Annotated in this window: 14 protein-coding genes; 5 read left to right on the plus strand and 9 right to left on the minus strand. The window is 68.6% G+C overall.

Annotated elements, in window-relative coordinates; genetic code table 11:
- Window positions 1-730 precede the first annotated feature (730 nt).
- Window positions 731-1,633: an ROK family protein gene (locus tag CCS01_RS24775; RefSeq protein WP_104521444.1), complete on the minus strand. Its 903-nt coding sequence runs from the start codon at window positions 1,631-1,633 to the stop codon at window positions 731-733.
- Window positions 1,634-1,710: 77 nt separating this feature from the next.
- On the opposite strand from CCS01_RS24775, the gene CCS01_RS24780 reads away from it, so the two are divergent.
- From CCS01_RS24780 to CCS01_RS24795, 4 genes are read left to right on the plus strand one after another with little or no spacing between them, the layout of a single operon-like run.
- Window positions 1,711-1,962 carry a sulfurtransferase TusA family protein gene (locus CCS01_RS24780; protein WP_104521445.1) on the plus strand — a complete coding sequence of 84 codons (252 nt, stop codon included), beginning with the start codon at window positions 1,711-1,713 and terminating at the stop codon, window positions 1,960-1,962.
- A gap of 1 nt (window position 1,963) precedes the next feature.
- Window positions 1,964-2,896: a histone deacetylase family protein gene (locus CCS01_RS24785; RefSeq protein ID WP_104521446.1), complete on the plus strand. Its 933-nt coding sequence runs from the start codon at window positions 1,964-1,966 to the stop codon at window positions 2,894-2,896.
- A 12-nt stretch (window positions 2,897-2,908) separates the two neighbouring features.
- The gene (gene xseB / locus CCS01_RS24790; RefSeq protein WP_104521447.1) at window positions 2,909-3,154 is read left to right on the plus strand and encodes an exodeoxyribonuclease VII small subunit; all 246 of its coding nucleotides are present in this window, start codon (window positions 2,909-2,911) and stop codon (window positions 3,152-3,154) included.
- 10 nt (window positions 3,155-3,164) lie between these two features.
- Complete coding sequence (locus CCS01_RS24795) at window positions 3,165-3,914, plus strand: TlyA family RNA methyltransferase (protein WP_104521448.1); 750 nt, start codon at window positions 3,165-3,167, stop codon at window positions 3,912-3,914.
- Window positions 3,915-4,264: 350 nt separating this feature from the next.
- On the opposite strand, the gene CCS01_RS24800 is transcribed toward CCS01_RS24795, so the two are convergent.
- Complete coding sequence (locus CCS01_RS24800; RefSeq protein ID WP_104521449.1) at window positions 4,265-4,534, minus strand: HU family DNA-binding protein; 270 nt, start codon at window positions 4,532-4,534, stop codon at window positions 4,265-4,267.
- Window positions 4,535-4,567: 33 nt separating this feature from the next.
- Between CCS01_RS24800 and CCS01_RS33170 the strand changes: the two genes are divergently transcribed.
- On the plus strand, window positions 4,568-4,942 hold the full coding sequence (locus CCS01_RS33170) for a hypothetical protein (RefSeq protein ID WP_146101950.1): 375 nt from the start codon (window positions 4,568-4,570) through the stop codon (window positions 4,940-4,942).
- On the opposite strand, the gene CCS01_RS34450 is transcribed toward CCS01_RS33170, so the two are convergent.
- From CCS01_RS34450 to CCS01_RS24835, 7 genes are all read right to left on the minus strand, one after another.
- Window positions 4,910-5,086, minus strand: a complete 177-nt coding sequence (locus CCS01_RS34450; protein WP_193540166.1) for a peptide chain release factor 1 — start codon at window positions 5,084-5,086, stop codon at window positions 4,910-4,912. The genes CCS01_RS33170 and CCS01_RS34450 overlap by 33 nt on opposite strands.
- 111 nt (window positions 5,087-5,197) lie before the next feature.
- On the minus strand, window positions 5,198-6,379 hold the full coding sequence (locus tag CCS01_RS24810) for a hypothetical protein (protein WP_104521450.1): 1,182 nt from the start codon (window positions 6,377-6,379) through the stop codon (window positions 5,198-5,200).
- Window positions 6,380-6,969: 590 nt separating this feature from the next.
- Entirely contained in the window at window positions 6,970-8,073 is a 1,104-nt protein-coding gene (gene aroC / locus CCS01_RS24815) for a chorismate synthase (protein WP_104521451.1), read from the minus strand.
- 11 nt (window positions 8,074-8,084) lie between these two features.
- The gene (gene fabI / locus CCS01_RS24820) at window positions 8,085-8,927 is read right to left on the minus strand and encodes an enoyl-ACP reductase FabI (RefSeq protein ID WP_239992386.1); all 843 of its coding nucleotides are present in this window, start codon (window positions 8,925-8,927) and stop codon (window positions 8,085-8,087) included.
- Between the two features lie 145 nt (window positions 8,928-9,072).
- On the minus strand, window positions 9,073-10,401 hold the full coding sequence (locus CCS01_RS24825; protein ID WP_104521453.1) for a glycosyltransferase family 4 protein: 1,329 nt from the start codon (window positions 10,399-10,401) through the stop codon (window positions 9,073-9,075).
- 176 nt (window positions 10,402-10,577) lie between these two features.
- On the minus strand, window positions 10,578-11,570 hold the full coding sequence (locus CCS01_RS24830) for a hypothetical protein (RefSeq protein ID WP_104521454.1): 993 nt from the start codon (window positions 11,568-11,570) through the stop codon (window positions 10,578-10,580).
- A 182-nt stretch (window positions 11,571-11,752) separates the two neighbouring features.
- A complete protein-coding gene (locus CCS01_RS24835; RefSeq protein ID WP_104521455.1) occupies window positions 11,753-14,842 on the minus strand; it encodes a glycosyltransferase in 3,090 nt (1,029 codons plus the stop codon).
- Window positions 14,843-14,844 lie beyond the last annotated feature (2 nt).

The following is a 14,844-nucleotide window of genomic DNA, read 5'->3' on the forward strand; positions in this document are numbered from 1 at the left end:
TCCCATTTGGTGTGATTTAGGCTCTCGAATTCGTCCATTGATGGAACTCCATCAGCGTGTGCTTTGGCGGCTCACGCTCCAGAGTTTCATTGATGGGCGAACCGGGGCCTACCCCCGCAAATGTCAAACTGCTGCTGCCTCCCCGGCAGAGCCGGGGGAACTCCCGGTTACGTTAGAAATGAGCGCAAATTTATGAGTTGAATCACTGGCCAAAGCCGCCTTTCGGGACACGGAGCTTGTTTCCCCCAAACGAGAATCGGCGGCGCCGCCAGCCCAACGGGTTCAGCATGACGCCTGTCGGTTCAGTCTTCCAGGAAGCGTCATCGGAAAGCGGAGCAGCCGCGGCGCCGCCGGATCGCGCCAAGTCACCGATGTTGTTACATCATCGATATTCGCCACTTCCTCCCGCCCCGGCCGGCACGCATCACTGCCCGCGCGGCATGGAGCCACGGTAGCCGACCCCGACAAGGCGGGCCACAACCCCGAGGCGCAGACGCCCAGCGGTCGCATTCCACGTGGATTGGTGTTACTCATTGATCCGGCTTCACGCGGCAGATCGACCCGCCGTGGATCCAGCCCGAGGACCCGCCGAGCCAGTAACGGTCCGTCCTCGCTCAATGGGCGCAGCGCATCGCGCTCGTCCCGCCACGCATCCCGGCGACGCTGCAGGGCGCGATCACCACGCCGCCGATCATTGGCTGCGTCACAACAAGACGGCCGTCGCGGCACGTTACGTGGCCGGCCAGAGCCACGCCGCGCCGCGCACCCCCGACGAATCGCCGTGCCTGTTCTTCAGGATCGGCGTGGTGACCACGTCGCTGAACACATGCGGCGGGATCAGCCGCGGCAGCTCGGTATAGAGATGGTCCATGTTCGACAGCCCGCCGCCCAGCACGATCGCGTCCGGGTCGAGCAGGTTGATAACCCCCCCCAGTCCCCGCGCCAGCCGATCGGCGTGGCGGGCGAGGGCGTCGATGGCGATCTGCTCGCCGGCGGCGGCCCGCGCCGGTAGGCCGCCAGCGTCACGCGCGCCCGGCCCGTCGGCGTCCCGCGCCAGGGCCGGGCCGGCGACATAGGTTTCCAGGCAGCCATACCGGCCGCACCAGCACAGGTGGCCCGGCACCTCGTCCTCGCCGCGCGGCCAGAGCAGCGGCGTGTGGCCCCACTCGCCGGCGATGCGGTGCAGGCCCTGGTGCACCTTGCCGTGCATGATGATCCCGCCGCCGCAGCCGGTGCCCAGGATCACGCCAAACACCACGCCGTATCCGGCGGCGGCGCCATCGCTCGCCTCGCTCAGGGCGAAGCAGTTGGCGTCGTTCTCGACCCGTACCTCCCGCGCCAGCGCCTGGCTGATGTCGTATTCGAAGCGATGGCCGTTCAGCGCGATCGAGTTGGCGCCCTTGACCAGGCCGGTCGCCGGGCTGATCACGCCGGGTATGCCGACGCCGACGGTCGCGCTGGCGCCGAGCCGCGCTTCGGCGTCCCGCACCAGGCCGGCGATGGCCTCCACCGTGGCTTCGTAGCCGCTGGGCGTTGCGATGCGGTGACGCAACGCCACCGCGCCGTCCGGCGCCAGGACGATGATCTCGATCTTGGTGCCGCCGAGGTCGATCCCGATGCGATACTGGTTCATGCCATTAGCATGCCGATAAGACCGCGGCGGCTCAAGTGCATCTTGCCCAAACTTCGCGGCATGCGCATGTTGCCGGCATGAGCGAGACTCTTCTTGACGTCAAAGGCATGACCTGTCCGTTGCCCGTGCTGCGGGCCAACCGCGTGCTGCGCGGCATGGCGCCCGGGCAGCGTCTGCGCGTATTGGCAACGGATCGGGCGGCGGTGAGCGATTTCCAGGCTTTTTGTCAGGAAACCGGTCACGCCCTGCTGGCATGGAGTGAGGAAGCTGGCATATTCAGCTTCCTGATCCGTCGTCGGGCGGAGGATCCGGTACCAAAGGGGGGCTGACGTGGCGACCGCGTTGATTACGCATCCAGCGTGCCTGGAGCATGACACCGGCCCTTACCATCCGGAAACGTCCGAACGACTGCGCACCGTCCTGGCGGCGCTGGAGACCGAGGAATTCGCCATGCTGCTGCGCGAGTCCGCGCCCGAGGCCAGCGTCGAGCAGCTGACCCGGGTCCATCCGCGGGACTACGTCGAGGCGATCCTGGCGATCCATCCCGACCTGGGAGAGCCGATCAACCTGGACAGCGACACGGTCATGAGCGCCGGCAGCGCCGAGGCGGCGGCACGGGCCGCCGGCGGCGCCTGCCTGGGAGTGGATGCGGTGATGGAAGGCTGGGCGCGCACCGCCTTCGCCGCCGTCCGCCCGCCCGGACATCACGCCGAGCCGAACAAGCCGATGGGCTTCTGCCTGTTCAACAACGCCGCCGTCGCCGCGCTGCATGCGCGCGAGAAACACGGCGTCGCGCGCATCGCCGTGGTCGATTTCGATGTCCACCACGGCAACGGCACCCAGGCGATGTTCGCGGCGGATCCGGGCCTGTTCTATGCCTCCTCGCACCAGAATCCGTGCTACCCCGGCACCGGCGAGGTGTGGGAGCGTGGGGTGGCGGACAACATCCTGAACGTGCCGCTGCGCCCGCGCGACGGCAGCACCCAGTTCCGCGCCGTGTGGTCGGAAACGATCATCCCGGCGCTGGACACGTTCGCCCCCGGCCTGCTGATCGTTTCGGCCGGCTTCGATGCGCACGTGGCCGACCCACTGGCCCAGCTGCGGCTGGAAACCGCCGATTTCGCCTGGGTCACCGACCGGCTTCTGGAAGTCGCCGACAGGCACTGCGGCGGGCGCCTGGTTTCGGTGCTGGAAGGCGGCTACGACCTGAACGCGCTGGCCGCCTCGGTGGCGGCGCATGTCCGCAGTCTGATGCGGGGATAGAGGAACAGCCTGATGCCGGATACCCAGCCGGACGACGTCGCCACGCTGTCGTTCGAGGACGCGCTGGCGGAACTCGACCAGATCGTGCGCGGCCTGGAGGGCGGCACCCTGAAGCTCGATGCCGCGGTGCAGGCGTTCGAGCGTGGCGTGAAGCTGCGCCGCCACTGCGAGGCCAAGCTGGCCGAGGTCGAGGCGCGGGTGGAGGCGCTGGTACAGCGCTCCGACGGCACGCTCGGCACCCGTCCGCTGGAGCCGTAGTGCGCCAACCATGAAGCAGCGGGCGGACCAGATGCTGGTCCAGCGGGGTCTGGTGGAAAGCCGCGCCCGGGCGCAGGCGCTGATCCTGGCCGGCAAGGTGTTCTCCGGTGACAGGCGCGTCGCCAAAGCCGGCGACCTGCTGGCCGATGCCGCGCCGCTGGAGGTGCGCGGGCAGGACCACCCGTGGGTGTCGCGCGGCGGGCTGAAGCTGGCGCACGGGCTGGCGCATTTCGGCTTTTCGCCGGCCGGGCGGGTCTGCCTGGACATCGGCGCCTCCACCGGCGGCTTTACTGACGTTCTACTGTCGCACGGCGCGGCCCGGGTGCATGCGGTGGATGTCGGGCACGGGCAACTGGCCTGGAAGCTGCGCTGCGACGACCGCGTCGTGGTGCACGAAAAGACCAACGCGCGTTATCTGGATCGTGCGCAGATCCCTGAGCCGATGGGCGCTTTGGTGTGCGATGCCAGCTTCATCGGGCTGGCGACGGTACTGCCGGCGCCGCTGGCGCTGTGCGGTCCCGGGGCCTGGGCGATCGCGCTGATCAAGCCGCAGTTCGAGGCCGGCGCCGCTTCGGTGGGCAGCAAGGGCGTGGTTCGCGATCCCGCGATGCATCGCGCGGTCTGCGACCGCATCGGCGCGTGGTGGGCCGGGTTGGCGGGTTGGATTGTTCTGGGAATCGAGCCAAGCCCGATCACCGGCCCGGAAGGCAACCGGGAATTCCTGCTCGGAGCAGTTCGGCGCCAGACAGACTCCGGCTGATGCCAAGGGTTCGTCCGCGCATAACCGCTGCATGTGGCGCATTCATGGAGAGGCCCCGGCTGCACGATGCCGTCATGACGCGGAGGGACCGGTGCCCTATGACGCGGTTATTCCCTGACGAGCCCCAAGTGCCCGAAAATCCTGCACGCTGGCTCGACTTTTCATCGTCAAGGCCGACCATCCGCGCGCTGCGGCGCTGGTGCGGAAGATCGCGGCCGCACGGGCGGCCGTGACAGGTGGCGGCTGTCCGTGCCGGCCTGTCAGGAATTCGGGCAGTTGGCGCAAACGATCGGCCAGACAGTGTTTCATGCTGGCTGGCCGGGTTCGGACGGGGGGGGGGTGAACCGTGGCTAAACCGACTTTTTCAGGACCGGAGACGCCTTGAACCGCACCGTCTTGCCGGCCTTTACTTTGATCGACTCGCCGGTCCGCGGGTTCAGCGCTTTGCGTGCCTTGGTCTTGCGGACGGTGAAGGTGCCGAAGCTTGGAAGCGTGAACTTCCCGGTCCGCTTCATCTCCTTCACGATGGCATCAATCAGGTCATTGGTCGCGCGGTTGGCCGCAGCCCCTGTCACTTCAGTTGATTGCTGAATGACGCGGGCGATAAACGCCTTGGACATCAGGAATTCCTTGTCATATCGAGATCAAAAGGTGTGTTGATCTCGCCCAGGATCACCTTGTGCGCCAAAACTGCACGATTCGTCAACAAATTTGCGCACGATGAAATGATCGACTCCGCAATTTCTCAAGAATATTTGACTATCTGTAGCGTTCTTGGCGTCGCCACGGGCGAATCGCCCGGACAGTGGAAACGCCGCTGGCGGCAGCAGAATATCGCCATGGCGCAGGCGGCCGGCGTGCGGCAAGTAATCCCGCCGGCGTCAGCAAGTCATTGTCAACACTTCGATTTAACGATTGCCACCATGACGCAGGGCCGCGCCGGCGGCCGCGACAGAACCGCCTTGCCCGGAAAAACCAAGATGCAGCCAGAAAGTTTAGCGCGCGGCCGGGTCTGGCCGCAGGGCTGACGGAAACCGGGCGGTGGCCGCCAGATCCGGCCGGGAAACGTCGGCCAGCAGGGACCAGATCTTGTCCGGTTGCATCGGAACGTCAGGATCGTTCAGAAGCCGATCGAGTTCCTCCAGTTTTCGATCGTACTCGGCATGGGTCATGGTCGGCCTCCAAACACGCGCAATGCCGCTATCCCGCCCGACAATCGTGGCAGGGGCACGGCAGTGCGATGAATATGAGGTGTTCCTTTCCCGGACGACCGTCCCGGCCGATCAAACCGACGACATCACCGCCGGCGCCAGCGCCGCTACCCGCGCGGCGGGATGACCGGGATTGCGGAACCGCAGCTCGCCGCCCGGCGCGGCGTGCGGCTCGCCGAGCCCGAACAGTTCCAGCCGCGAGGTGAAGGTCACCGCGACGACCGGACGCGCCTCGGGATTGGTCATGAACTGCCGGGCCTCGCCTTCCAGTTCCAGCCGCTCACGCAGGCCGCGCCATTCCAGCCGATCGGTGTCCTCGACGAACATCGACAGGATGCCGGGCCGCTTCCCGGTCAGCCGCACCGGCGCAATGGCGGCGAGGCGCCGGCGGATCATGATGGCGACCTCGTTCTCCTGCCCGGCGCGCGCCGCCATGACGAACACGCCGCCCCCCGTGGTGGTGACGGACAGGTGCGCCTCGGGCCCGAACTCCCGCCGCAGCGACGACATCAGGCCCAGGTCTTCGGCCTGCGCGCCGGCCAGCAGCAGCGGATCCAGCCGCAGGATGATGGCCTCGTCATGGTCCTGGCGCGACTTCGTCTCCAGCATCGCGCGGATGCGCTGGTGCAGATTGGCCAGGGCTTCGCTGTCTGGCTCGGAGTCATGCAGGCCCCCGCGCAGGCCGCCCGGCAGTGTCATCTTCAGCAGGTAGCGCCCGGGATGCGCCGCCAGCCAGGTCTGCAGATCGGGGTCGATGCGATCGGCCAGCCGGAACCAGGCGCCGCGATGCACGCCGCGGCCGTTCTCGGCGCTGACGACGTCGCAGGCGACTTCGGCCTCGATCTGGTCGCGGGTCAGCAGCAGGTCGTGCGGCGTGCCCTCCTCTAGGCCCGGAAAGCTGACGGTGAAGCCGCGCGAGCGCTGCAGCATGGCGGAACGGATCAGGTGGAAAACCGGGACCAGCGTGTTCTGTCCAGCCAGGCCAAGCTCGAGCTGCTCGATCAGCCGGTTGCGTCCCCCTGGAGTCAGGCTCGCGGCGATCAGCGGAATTTCCCGCGCGATCGCTTCCAGCAGCGCCTCGGTGGCGGACATCGGCGCATCAGGCTGGCGGCGCAACTTCTCCAGGCTAAGTTCCAGCACATGGCGTTGCCGGATCGCCTGGCCAGCGCGCGGCCCTGCTGCGGCCAGGGCGCGGACCTCGGCAAGGCGCTGACGCCAGCGTTTCTCGCCAGCCAGCGCTACGAAGGAGTCCAACGGCGAAGGGGCAGGGGCGTTTGCGAGCATGGTGTTCAGGGTGCATCACGAGATCGAGACTTACCATTGAGGCCCGAAAATTGCCGAGCGTCAAGCTTGGTTATTGCCGACCCTCGCTGACGCTTTTGCGATGAACGCGGCGGAAGCGCTGCCGGAGCGAGGTCGCCGCCCTATCGTCGCCCTATCGTCATGGCCGGGCGTGTCCCCATGCGTATCAGGATAAGACGGCGGTCGGAGAAAGATTTGGCGGCGCGTGCCGTTCCCCCTCGTCATGGCCCGGCTGGTCCGGGCCACCTGTCGCGGCACAAGTGCTTGAACAGGTGGCCCGGACAAGCCGGGCCATGACGATCAGGGAAACGCCGTTCTCCAACCGTCGCTCTATCCTGATACGCATGGGACGTGTCCCGGCCATCTGCGCTTCGACGGCGGGGGGTGGATGGCCGGGACACGCCCGGCCATGACGATAGGGCGACGACCTTGCTCCGCCGCTCAGCTTATCCTGATACGCATGGGGACACGCCCGGCCATGACGGTGAGGCAACGGACCGGGCACGGCCCATGCCGGAGCGGCAACGGACCGCCGACGCGCGTCAGTTCCGCGGCAGCCGCAGGATCGCCGGCGCGTCCGGATTCTGCGCGCGGTGGCGCAGCAGGTGATCCGCCAGCACGCACGCCACCATCGCCTCGCCAACCGGCACGGCGCGGATGCCAACGCAGGGATCGTGACGGCCCTTGGTGACGATCTCGATGTCATGGCCGCGGCGATCGACGGACTGCCGCGGCGACAGGATCGAACTAGTCGGCTTCACCGCGAAGCGCGCCACGATCGGCTGGCCCGTCGCGATGCCGCCCAGGATGCCGCCGGCATGGTTCGAGGCGAATTCCACCACGCCGTCCCGCATCCGCATCTCGTCGGCGTTCGCCTCGCCGGTCAGGGCGGCGGCGGCGAACCCTTCGCCGATTTCCACGCCCTTCACGGCGTTGATCGACATCAGGGCGGCGGCGATGTCGGCATCCAGCTTGCCGTAGATCGGCGCGCCCAGGCCGGGCGGAGCGCCTTCCGCGACGATCTCGATCACCGCGCCGGCCGAGGAGCCGGACTTGCGCACCTCCGACAGGTACGTCTCCCACGCCGCAGCGGCCACCGGATCGGGGCAGAAAAGCGGGTTCTGCCCGATCTGGTCCCAGTCCCAGCGCCCGCGGTCGATCCTGTGCGGGCCGACCTGCACCAGCGCGCCGCGGATCGTCACCCGGCCGCCCAGCACGCGCCGCGCCACCGCGCCGGCTGCCACGCGCATCGCGGTCTCGCGCGCCGAGGACCGGCCGCCGCCGCGATAATCACGGATGCCGTATTTCAGGTCATAGGTCACGTCGGCGTGGCCGGGCCGGTACTGCACCGCGATGTCGGCGTAATCGCGGGACCGTTGGTCCTGGTTCTCGATCACCAGGCTGATCGGCGTGCCGGTGGTCAAGCCCTCGAACACGCCGGACAGGATGCGGACCTGGTCAGGCTCCTGCCGCTGAGTGGTGAATTTCGACTGCCCCGGACGGCGCTTGTCCAGCCAGGGCTGGATATCCGCCTCGGTCAGCGGAATGCGCGGCGGGCAGCCATCGACGACGACGCCGATGGCCGGACCGTGACTTTCGCCCCATGTGGTGACCCGGAACAGATGACCGAAGCTGTTATGGGACATGGCAGGGGTTATCAGGACTCCGCGATGGCGATGTCGGGCGCGTCCGGATGCTTCATGCCGACGATGTGGTAGCCGCAATCGACATGGTGCACTTCGCCCGTTACGCCGGCCGCCAGGTCCGACAGCAGGTAAAGCCCGGCGCCGCCGACTTCGTCGATCGTGACGTTGCGCTGCATCGGCGCGTTGAGCTGGTTCCAGCGCAGGATGTAGCGGAAATCGCCAATCCCCGATGCCGCCAGCGTCTTGATCGGCCCGGCACTGATGGCGTTGCAGCGGATTCCCGCGCTGCCGAGATCGGCCGCCAGATAGCGCACCGACGCCTCCAGCGCCGCCTTTGCCACGCCCATGACGTTGTAGTGCGGCACCCAGCGTTCGGCGCCCAGGTAGGACAGGGTCAGCAGGCTGCCGCCCGGCTGCATCATCGGCACCGCCCGCTGACAGACCGAGGTGAACGAATAGCAGGAGATATCCATCGCCTGCAGGAACGCCCCCCGCGGGGTGTCGAGATAACGCCCGCGCAGGAACTGCTTGTCCGCGAAACCGATGGCGTGAACCAGGAAATCCAGTCCCCCCCAGCGTTCCGACAGACCGGCAAAGGCGGAGTCGATGCTGGCTTCGTCGGTGACGTCGCAGGGAAACACGAGATCGGAGCCAACCTGCTGGGCCAGCGGGCGCACCCGCCGCTCCAGCGCCTCGCCCTGGAAGGTGAATGCCAGCTCGGCGCCCTGGGCGGCACAGGCCGAGGCGATGCCCCAGGCCAGCGAGCGATCATTGGCGACACCCATGATCATGCCCCGCTTGCCACGCATCAGGTTGCCTTGCAGGGGGAGGAGTGCCGCAGCACTGTCAGCCATTGTCTATCCTATTCCTGGCGATGCGCAGCGAGACGCACCGTCCCGCCGTCGTGGCACAAGGCAGCGGGAAAGAGCAAGAGGCAGGAAGCGTTTTTGTCGGCGCCGTTGTATGAATCGAACGATCACGCGGCGCCGCGCCGCCGCGTCAGGCGGCCGTCACCAGCCGCTTCCGCCGGGGCATCGCGGCCTTCGCCGTGCCGGCTGCCGCCGCGGGCTTGCGCGACCGCGCCAGCACCGCCGGCGCGGCGGGATTTTCGCCAGTCAGGCGCTCGATCAACCGGTTGTAGGCAGCCAGGTAGTCCTTCATCCCCAGGTGCTTTTCCGCGTACTCGCGGGCATTGGCGCGCAACCTGCGGTTCAGCGCCTTGTCCTCGAGCAGGTCGAGCACCGTCTGCGCCAGCGTCTGCGGCTCGAGGAACGGCACCAGCAGCCCGTTCTCGCCGTGGGTGAGGAACTCCTGCACCGGCTGGGTGTCGCTGCCGATGACCGGGCAGCCAATCGCCAGCGACTCACGCAGCGACCAGGATGCAACGAACGGATAGGTCAGGTAGACGTGCGCGTCCGAGCGCTGCAGCATGGACAGGTAGGTGGCGTAGGGAATGCGGCCGGGGAAGACGATACGGTCCCGGTCGATGTCCTTGCCCACCTCGGCGAGCATCACCTCCCGCCAGTTGGCGCCTTGCCGCGGGCCACTGCCGTAGCTGACGCCGTCGCCGCCGACCAGGACGACCTTGATGTCCTGGCGTGCCCGCAGCAGCGTCGGCAAGGCCCGCATCATGATGTGGAAGCCGCGGTACGGCTCCAGGTCGCGCGACACATAGGTCACCAGCTTGTCGCCGGGCCGGACGATCAGGTCGCCAACCTGCAGGTTCTTCTTGCGGACCTGCTGATCCGGCGCGCATTTCGCCAGGTCGACGCCTTCCCAGACCAGCTCGATGCCAGGCCGTGCCCAGTCGGGATAGGTCGACAACTGCCACTTTGTCGGCGTCTGCCCGGTGCCGCCGAGATTCAGGGCGATGTGGTTGATCGCGTTCTTCGCCCGGATGCGCGGATAGTCGAACGGGTGGGAGGGGAATTCCGGATCGAAGCCGACGTCGGCTTTGTCGTACTGATAGTAGAACTCCATGTATCCCAGCATCGGCACGTCCGGCCAGACGTCGCGCAGGTTCAGCATCTCGCCCCAGCCGTGGTGGCCGATGATGATGTCCGGCTTGAAGCCCAGGTGCCCCAGGCCATAGGCCGCGCGGAACACCGCTTCGGCGCGCCGCACGCCGTTGTCCAGTTCGCGCGCCGACAGGTGGGTCTCCGGGGTGTCGAGCTGGGGCCGAGCGTAGGGGATTTTCCGCACGCCGGTGATCTGGTTGGCGTTCGGCTCGGTGATGAACAGCACCTCATGCCGCTGATCCGCCGCGAGCTGCCGGACAATATGCAGGAACTGCCCGGGGAAATTCTGATGGACGAACAGGAACTTCAACCTGGATACCCCATACGCTATCCGGCATCCGAAGACCCCGGCCTGTTCAGATCGAGCCGCCGCCGCGCGCCGCCGGCAGCGGCCTGTGGATCAGGCCCGCCGGACCCGGGCGCCTATCGGCTTCGTGCGGCCGGGACCGGCTGAGCATCACGCCCGGCGGCCATGCCACGCCGTCTCTAGCCGCGCGGCCTGATCGGTGACTTCGCCAGCGGCGACCGCCCCTTGCCGGGTTCGGGCTTCGCGGCGGCCGGCGGCGGAACGATCTTCCTGGCAACCACCGGCCTGGCCGCACCGGATCTGGCGTCCCGCGGCTGGGCATCCCGCGGCTGGGCATCCCGCGGCTGGGCACCCCGCGCCTGGATGACGACCTGGAACGCCTCCAGCGCGGCGAGGCTTTCCGCCTCGCAGGTTTCGCCGGCGCTGACCGGGCCGACCGCGCTGCCGTCCACGAACGTGGCGGAATAGGTGCAGTCGAAGTTCTTCGCCGACGTGCCCTTCAGGCGGATCTTCAGGCCCAGCAGCGGCAGCGCCATGCCGCGGCTGCCGCAGTACTTGCCGGCCTCCACCCAGGGAGACAGCCAGTTCCGCCCCAGCACCGCCTGGTACTCCAACTCGGGGATCGAGGTGCCGTCGGGCGGCGCGAAGCCGAACCCTTCGATCCAGAGTCCGCTGCCTTTGGAGCCGATCCAGTCGCCGGAGTTGCCGCCGACGTCGCCGGTGCGCTGGACATGCGCCATGATCTGCCGCGTCGCCTCCGGCTGGGGCACGACGCTTTCGGCAGCCACCGCGGCGGCGGCGTCCGGCACGGCGGCCTCGCCGCTCAGGCGCAGAACCTGCAGCCGCGGCGCGGCGTCCGCGCCCTTCACCTGATAAATGGTGACCAGGATCTGCGCGGAGCCATCCGTCACGCGCACCAGGGCGGCCGTGCCGTTCAGCCATCCATCTTCGCGGAAGGTGCTGACGGTCACCGCCTCCGGTCGCCCGGCAATGCCCGGCGCCGGCGTGATGCGCACGCCGGGCAGCGCCGTCACCGGGTCGGGCTGCGGGCTGCCCGGCGCCTGGAAGACACAGAACAGGCCCGTTTCGAGCGTCATCAGATGCGCCGAAACCTGCAGTTCGGCGACGCGGTTCGTTGTGCCGGCCGGTTCCTTGCCGGGCTCGCTGGCCATTGCCTGTCTCACTTTGGCTCGTTCCGCGTTTGCGGCTTCGGACATTCGACTAACTCGCTCTGTCAGGTGTTCGATTCATTTCTCAGATTATACGAGACGAGCGGAAGAGCCGGCAATTGCCCCATAAGAACGAATCCGCCGCATGGGCTGTTTCCAAGCGCGCTGCGCGTGCCCGACGCCAATCAGCCATCCCCCGCCGTTCCTATAGCCGCGATTAGTGCATTATTAATAGCACCAGGCGATAGTCCCAATGGAAGCAGAAATCCAAAACCGGTTTTTTTCAAGCGCTCGGCCGGCGCGCCGATGTCGAACGCGGCCACCGGCAGGCCGGCCCGCCAGATGTCGCCCAGGCTGAGGCACCAGGTTTCTGGCGCGATCGACGTGACAAAACCAAGCCGGGCCTGTTGCGCGACGATCATGTCCACCGCCTCGCCGGGCGCGAAGCGGCCGGTTACGAACACGCGCCCGGTCGCCATCATGCGCGCATCGTCGATGGTATGGCCGACGACAACGAATTCAATGTCGAGGCCGCGCCTGGCCGCGTCGCGCGCGCACGCCAGCAGCACGTCATACCCCTTGTGCACGCCGATGGCGCCGACGACGCAGACCCGCGGCCGCCCCGCGCCGACGGGCCGGACCGGGGCGAGCCTCATAGGCGCTGACTTAGTCGGCCGGGCACGGCGACTTGCCCCTCCCGCCATGACGTTGCGGCAACCACCGTGCCGCCCGCCCACTGAGTCAGCGCGTATGGACGCGAGCCTCGGGATGTCCTGGTCGTCTTCGTGCGGTACGAGAACCGGCGACAGCTCGGGAAAATGCCGCTGGACGCGACAGGCCGTGTCGGCAGATGGCACGACGACGCGATGCGCGCCTGACAGGAACGCCGCCGATCGCTGCCGCAGCGCGGCGACGCTGATCTCCTCGTGCAGGAAGCTGCCATGATCGGCGACGCAGGCCTCGCACTCATGCAGGTCGGGCTCGCCGCAATAGCGGTTGTGCCCGCCGACCAGCAGGACGCGTGGGCAGAACCAGGCATAGTCGTGGATATGCACCTCATACGGCAGGCCGAGTTTCGCGACGACGTCATACATGGCCGGCGGATGCTGGAGGAAATGATGCACCTCCACCGCCCTGGCCGGGCGCAGCAGGCGCAGCAGGGCCGCCTGCTCCCGCGGCATGGCGAACACCAGGTTGTGGAAGTCGTCCGCCACGCCGTCGCGCACCGCGATCGCCGGCTCGTCCTGCGCCGTCCGCGCCGGGCGGAGGACGACCGGGCGGCGTCCGGACGCGGCATGGGCCGCCACGGCCTGCCTCACCCGCGCCTCGACCCCGCCGCCCTCGTCATGGGTGACCAGGATCACCGACTCCCGCCACGCCCGTCCCGCCTCGCGCCATCGCGCCAGGTCGATGCGCCGGCGCGGCTCCGCCAGCGGGTCGCGGGTGACGAAATCGTCGATCAGCGCCTGGTGGCCGGGGTGAAGCTGCTCCAGGATCCGGCCGTTACGCGCCCGCAGATGCGCCGCGTCGGCGCCGAAGCTGGAGCCGCCCATGTGGCCGACGAACAGCCCGGTCAGCGCCACGTTCCGCCATCCCAGCATGCGGGCGCGCAGGCACAGGTCGTTCTCCTCGCCGTAGCCCTGGGCGAACAGGTCGGTGCGGAACGAACCCACCGCCGTCAGGCAGTCGCGCCGCAGGAACAGGCAAAATCCGACGCCGACGGGAATGTCCGCCAAGGTGCCGCCGTTCGCCCGTTCCGCCATGCGGTCGAGCCGGTTCGTCGCGCCCTGGTCCGGAACCGGGTTGCTTCCCGCCACGCCCGGATAGCTGAGGATGGTGGCGTCGTTCGACAGCGGCGTGACGGTGCCGATGTCATGCGCGGCATAGGCGGCGTCGCGCAGCCGTTGCAGCCAGCCGGGCGGCACCAGCGTGTCGCTGTTCAGCAGCACGACGTCCTGGTCCCTGGCCGCGCGGATGCCGGCGTTGGCGCTGGCCGGAAATCCCTGCGCGGTGGCGTGGCGCAGCAGCCTGATCCGCCCTTGCCGCGCCAGGCCGTCCAGCGCGGCGACCAGCCCGGGCTCGGACGAGCCGTCATCGACCACCAGCACCCGCGCATCATCCGGCATCGAGGCGAGAACGCTGCGCAGGCAGTCCAGCGCGACTGTTTCACCATTGTGCACCGGAATGACGACAACCGTCGCCCGCCGCCGCCGATCGGCGCCCACGGGATCGGCGCCCACGGGCTTGGCGGCGGCGGGGCAGTCGGCGGGCAGGACGGTGTTGGAGGCGCCAAGGATATGCGCGGTATCGGCGGCCGCGATCATCCGTTTCCGCGGCGGGCCGGCCGGATAGCTTTGTCCAAGCTGCAGCGCGGCGGCGACATGCAGCGCCTGGTCCGCGAACGGGTCCAGCGGGCTGCCGAGCAGATCCGTCCCATCGGGCCCCCGCACATGGATCGGCCCCGGCGCATCCAGCAGGTCGGCCCGGGCCAGCGTGAACCATCGCGCATGCGCCAGCGGCCCGGTGTCGGGCACCGGCATCGTGTCGTCGCCGGCGATGACGCTCTGGGTCAGGCCGCCGGACGCGTAGGACAGCGTCAGTTCCGCCGGACGCCCGGGATCGCCGGGATGCCACGCCCAGCCGCGCACGCCGCCCTGGAACACCTCGACACAGCCGGATACCCGCCGGATCACGTCGATCCGGATCGGGCTGCCGAGCAGCGGCAGGTCCCCCACCCGCACCTCGATCCGGCTGCCGTGCTGCCAGCCGCCGGGAAGACGAAGGCCGCGCAGGGCGGTGCCGTCGAGGCTCACGCGCACCCGTCCGGGCGCGGCGGCATGGACCTCCAGCCGCCCGTCCGAGCGCAGGCCGCACCAGCCGGCGAGCGCGCGGCAGGAAACGATCTGCTGCGCCAGCGACGCCGTCTCCACCCCCAGCACGTGCCGGGACAGCGCCACGCCGAGGGGCTCGGCGGCCGCATCCGCGCCGGCCACGCGCAGCCGCGCCGCGGCGAGGCCGAGCCATGCCTGCCGTACGTCATATTGGGCGGCGATGCCGGCGAACAGAGCCTCGGCCCGGCCCGGATCCTGCGCCAGGCAGGCGCTGGCCAGGGACAGCGTCGCGTTGGGATCATTCGGCAGCAGCCGGTGCGCGCGCTCCAGCCAGCGCAGGGCGTGTTCACGCCGGTTGGCCGCCAGAGCGGCCAGCCCTTCGTTGATGGCGGTGCGGGCAAGCGCGGTCAGCGATGCCCCGGACCCGGCATCGCCGGCCGGCATGG

It is taken from the genome of Rhodopila globiformis, assembly GCF_002937115.1.
GTDB lineage: Bacteria > Pseudomonadota > Alphaproteobacteria > Acetobacterales > Acetobacteraceae > Rhodopila > Rhodopila globiformis.

What these genes read in the sequence shown, in the direction of transcription:
- aroC (WP_104521451.1), bottom strand. Translation starts at nt 8,073, where the DNA reads ATGTCCCATAACAGCTTCGGTCATCTGTTCCGGGTCACCACATGGGGC.
- CCS01_RS24775 (WP_104521444.1), bottom strand. Translation starts at nt 1,633, where the DNA reads ATGAACCAGTATCGCATCGGGATCGACCTCGGCGGCACCAAGATCGAG.
- fabI (WP_239992386.1), bottom strand. Translation starts at nt 8,927, where the DNA reads ATGGCTGACAGTGCTGCGGCACTCCTCCCCCTGCAAGGCAACCTGATG.
- CCS01_RS24800 (WP_104521449.1), bottom strand. Translation starts at nt 4,534, where the DNA reads ATGTCCAAGGCGTTTATCGCCCGCGTCATTCAGCAATCAACTGAAGTG.
- xseB (WP_104521447.1), top strand. Translation starts at nt 2,909, where the DNA reads ATGCCGGATACCCAGCCGGACGACGTCGCCACGCTGTCGTTCGAGGAC.
- CCS01_RS34450 (WP_193540166.1), bottom strand. Translation starts at nt 5,086, where the DNA reads ATGACCCATGCCGAGTACGATCGAAAACTGGAGGAACTCGATCGGCTT.
- CCS01_RS24780 (WP_104521445.1), top strand. Translation starts at nt 1,711, where the DNA reads ATGAGCGAGACTCTTCTTGACGTCAAAGGCATGACCTGTCCGTTGCCC.
- CCS01_RS24835 (WP_104521455.1), bottom strand. Translation starts at nt 14,842, where the DNA reads ATGCCGGCCGGCGATGCCGGGTCCGGGGCATCGCTGACCGCGCTTGCC.
- CCS01_RS24830 (WP_104521454.1), bottom strand. Translation starts at nt 11,570, where the DNA reads ATGGCCAGCGAGCCCGGCAAGGAACCGGCCGGCACAACGAACCGCGTC.
- CCS01_RS24795 (WP_104521448.1), top strand. Translation starts at nt 3,165, where the DNA reads ATGAAGCAGCGGGCGGACCAGATGCTGGTCCAGCGGGGTCTGGTGGAA.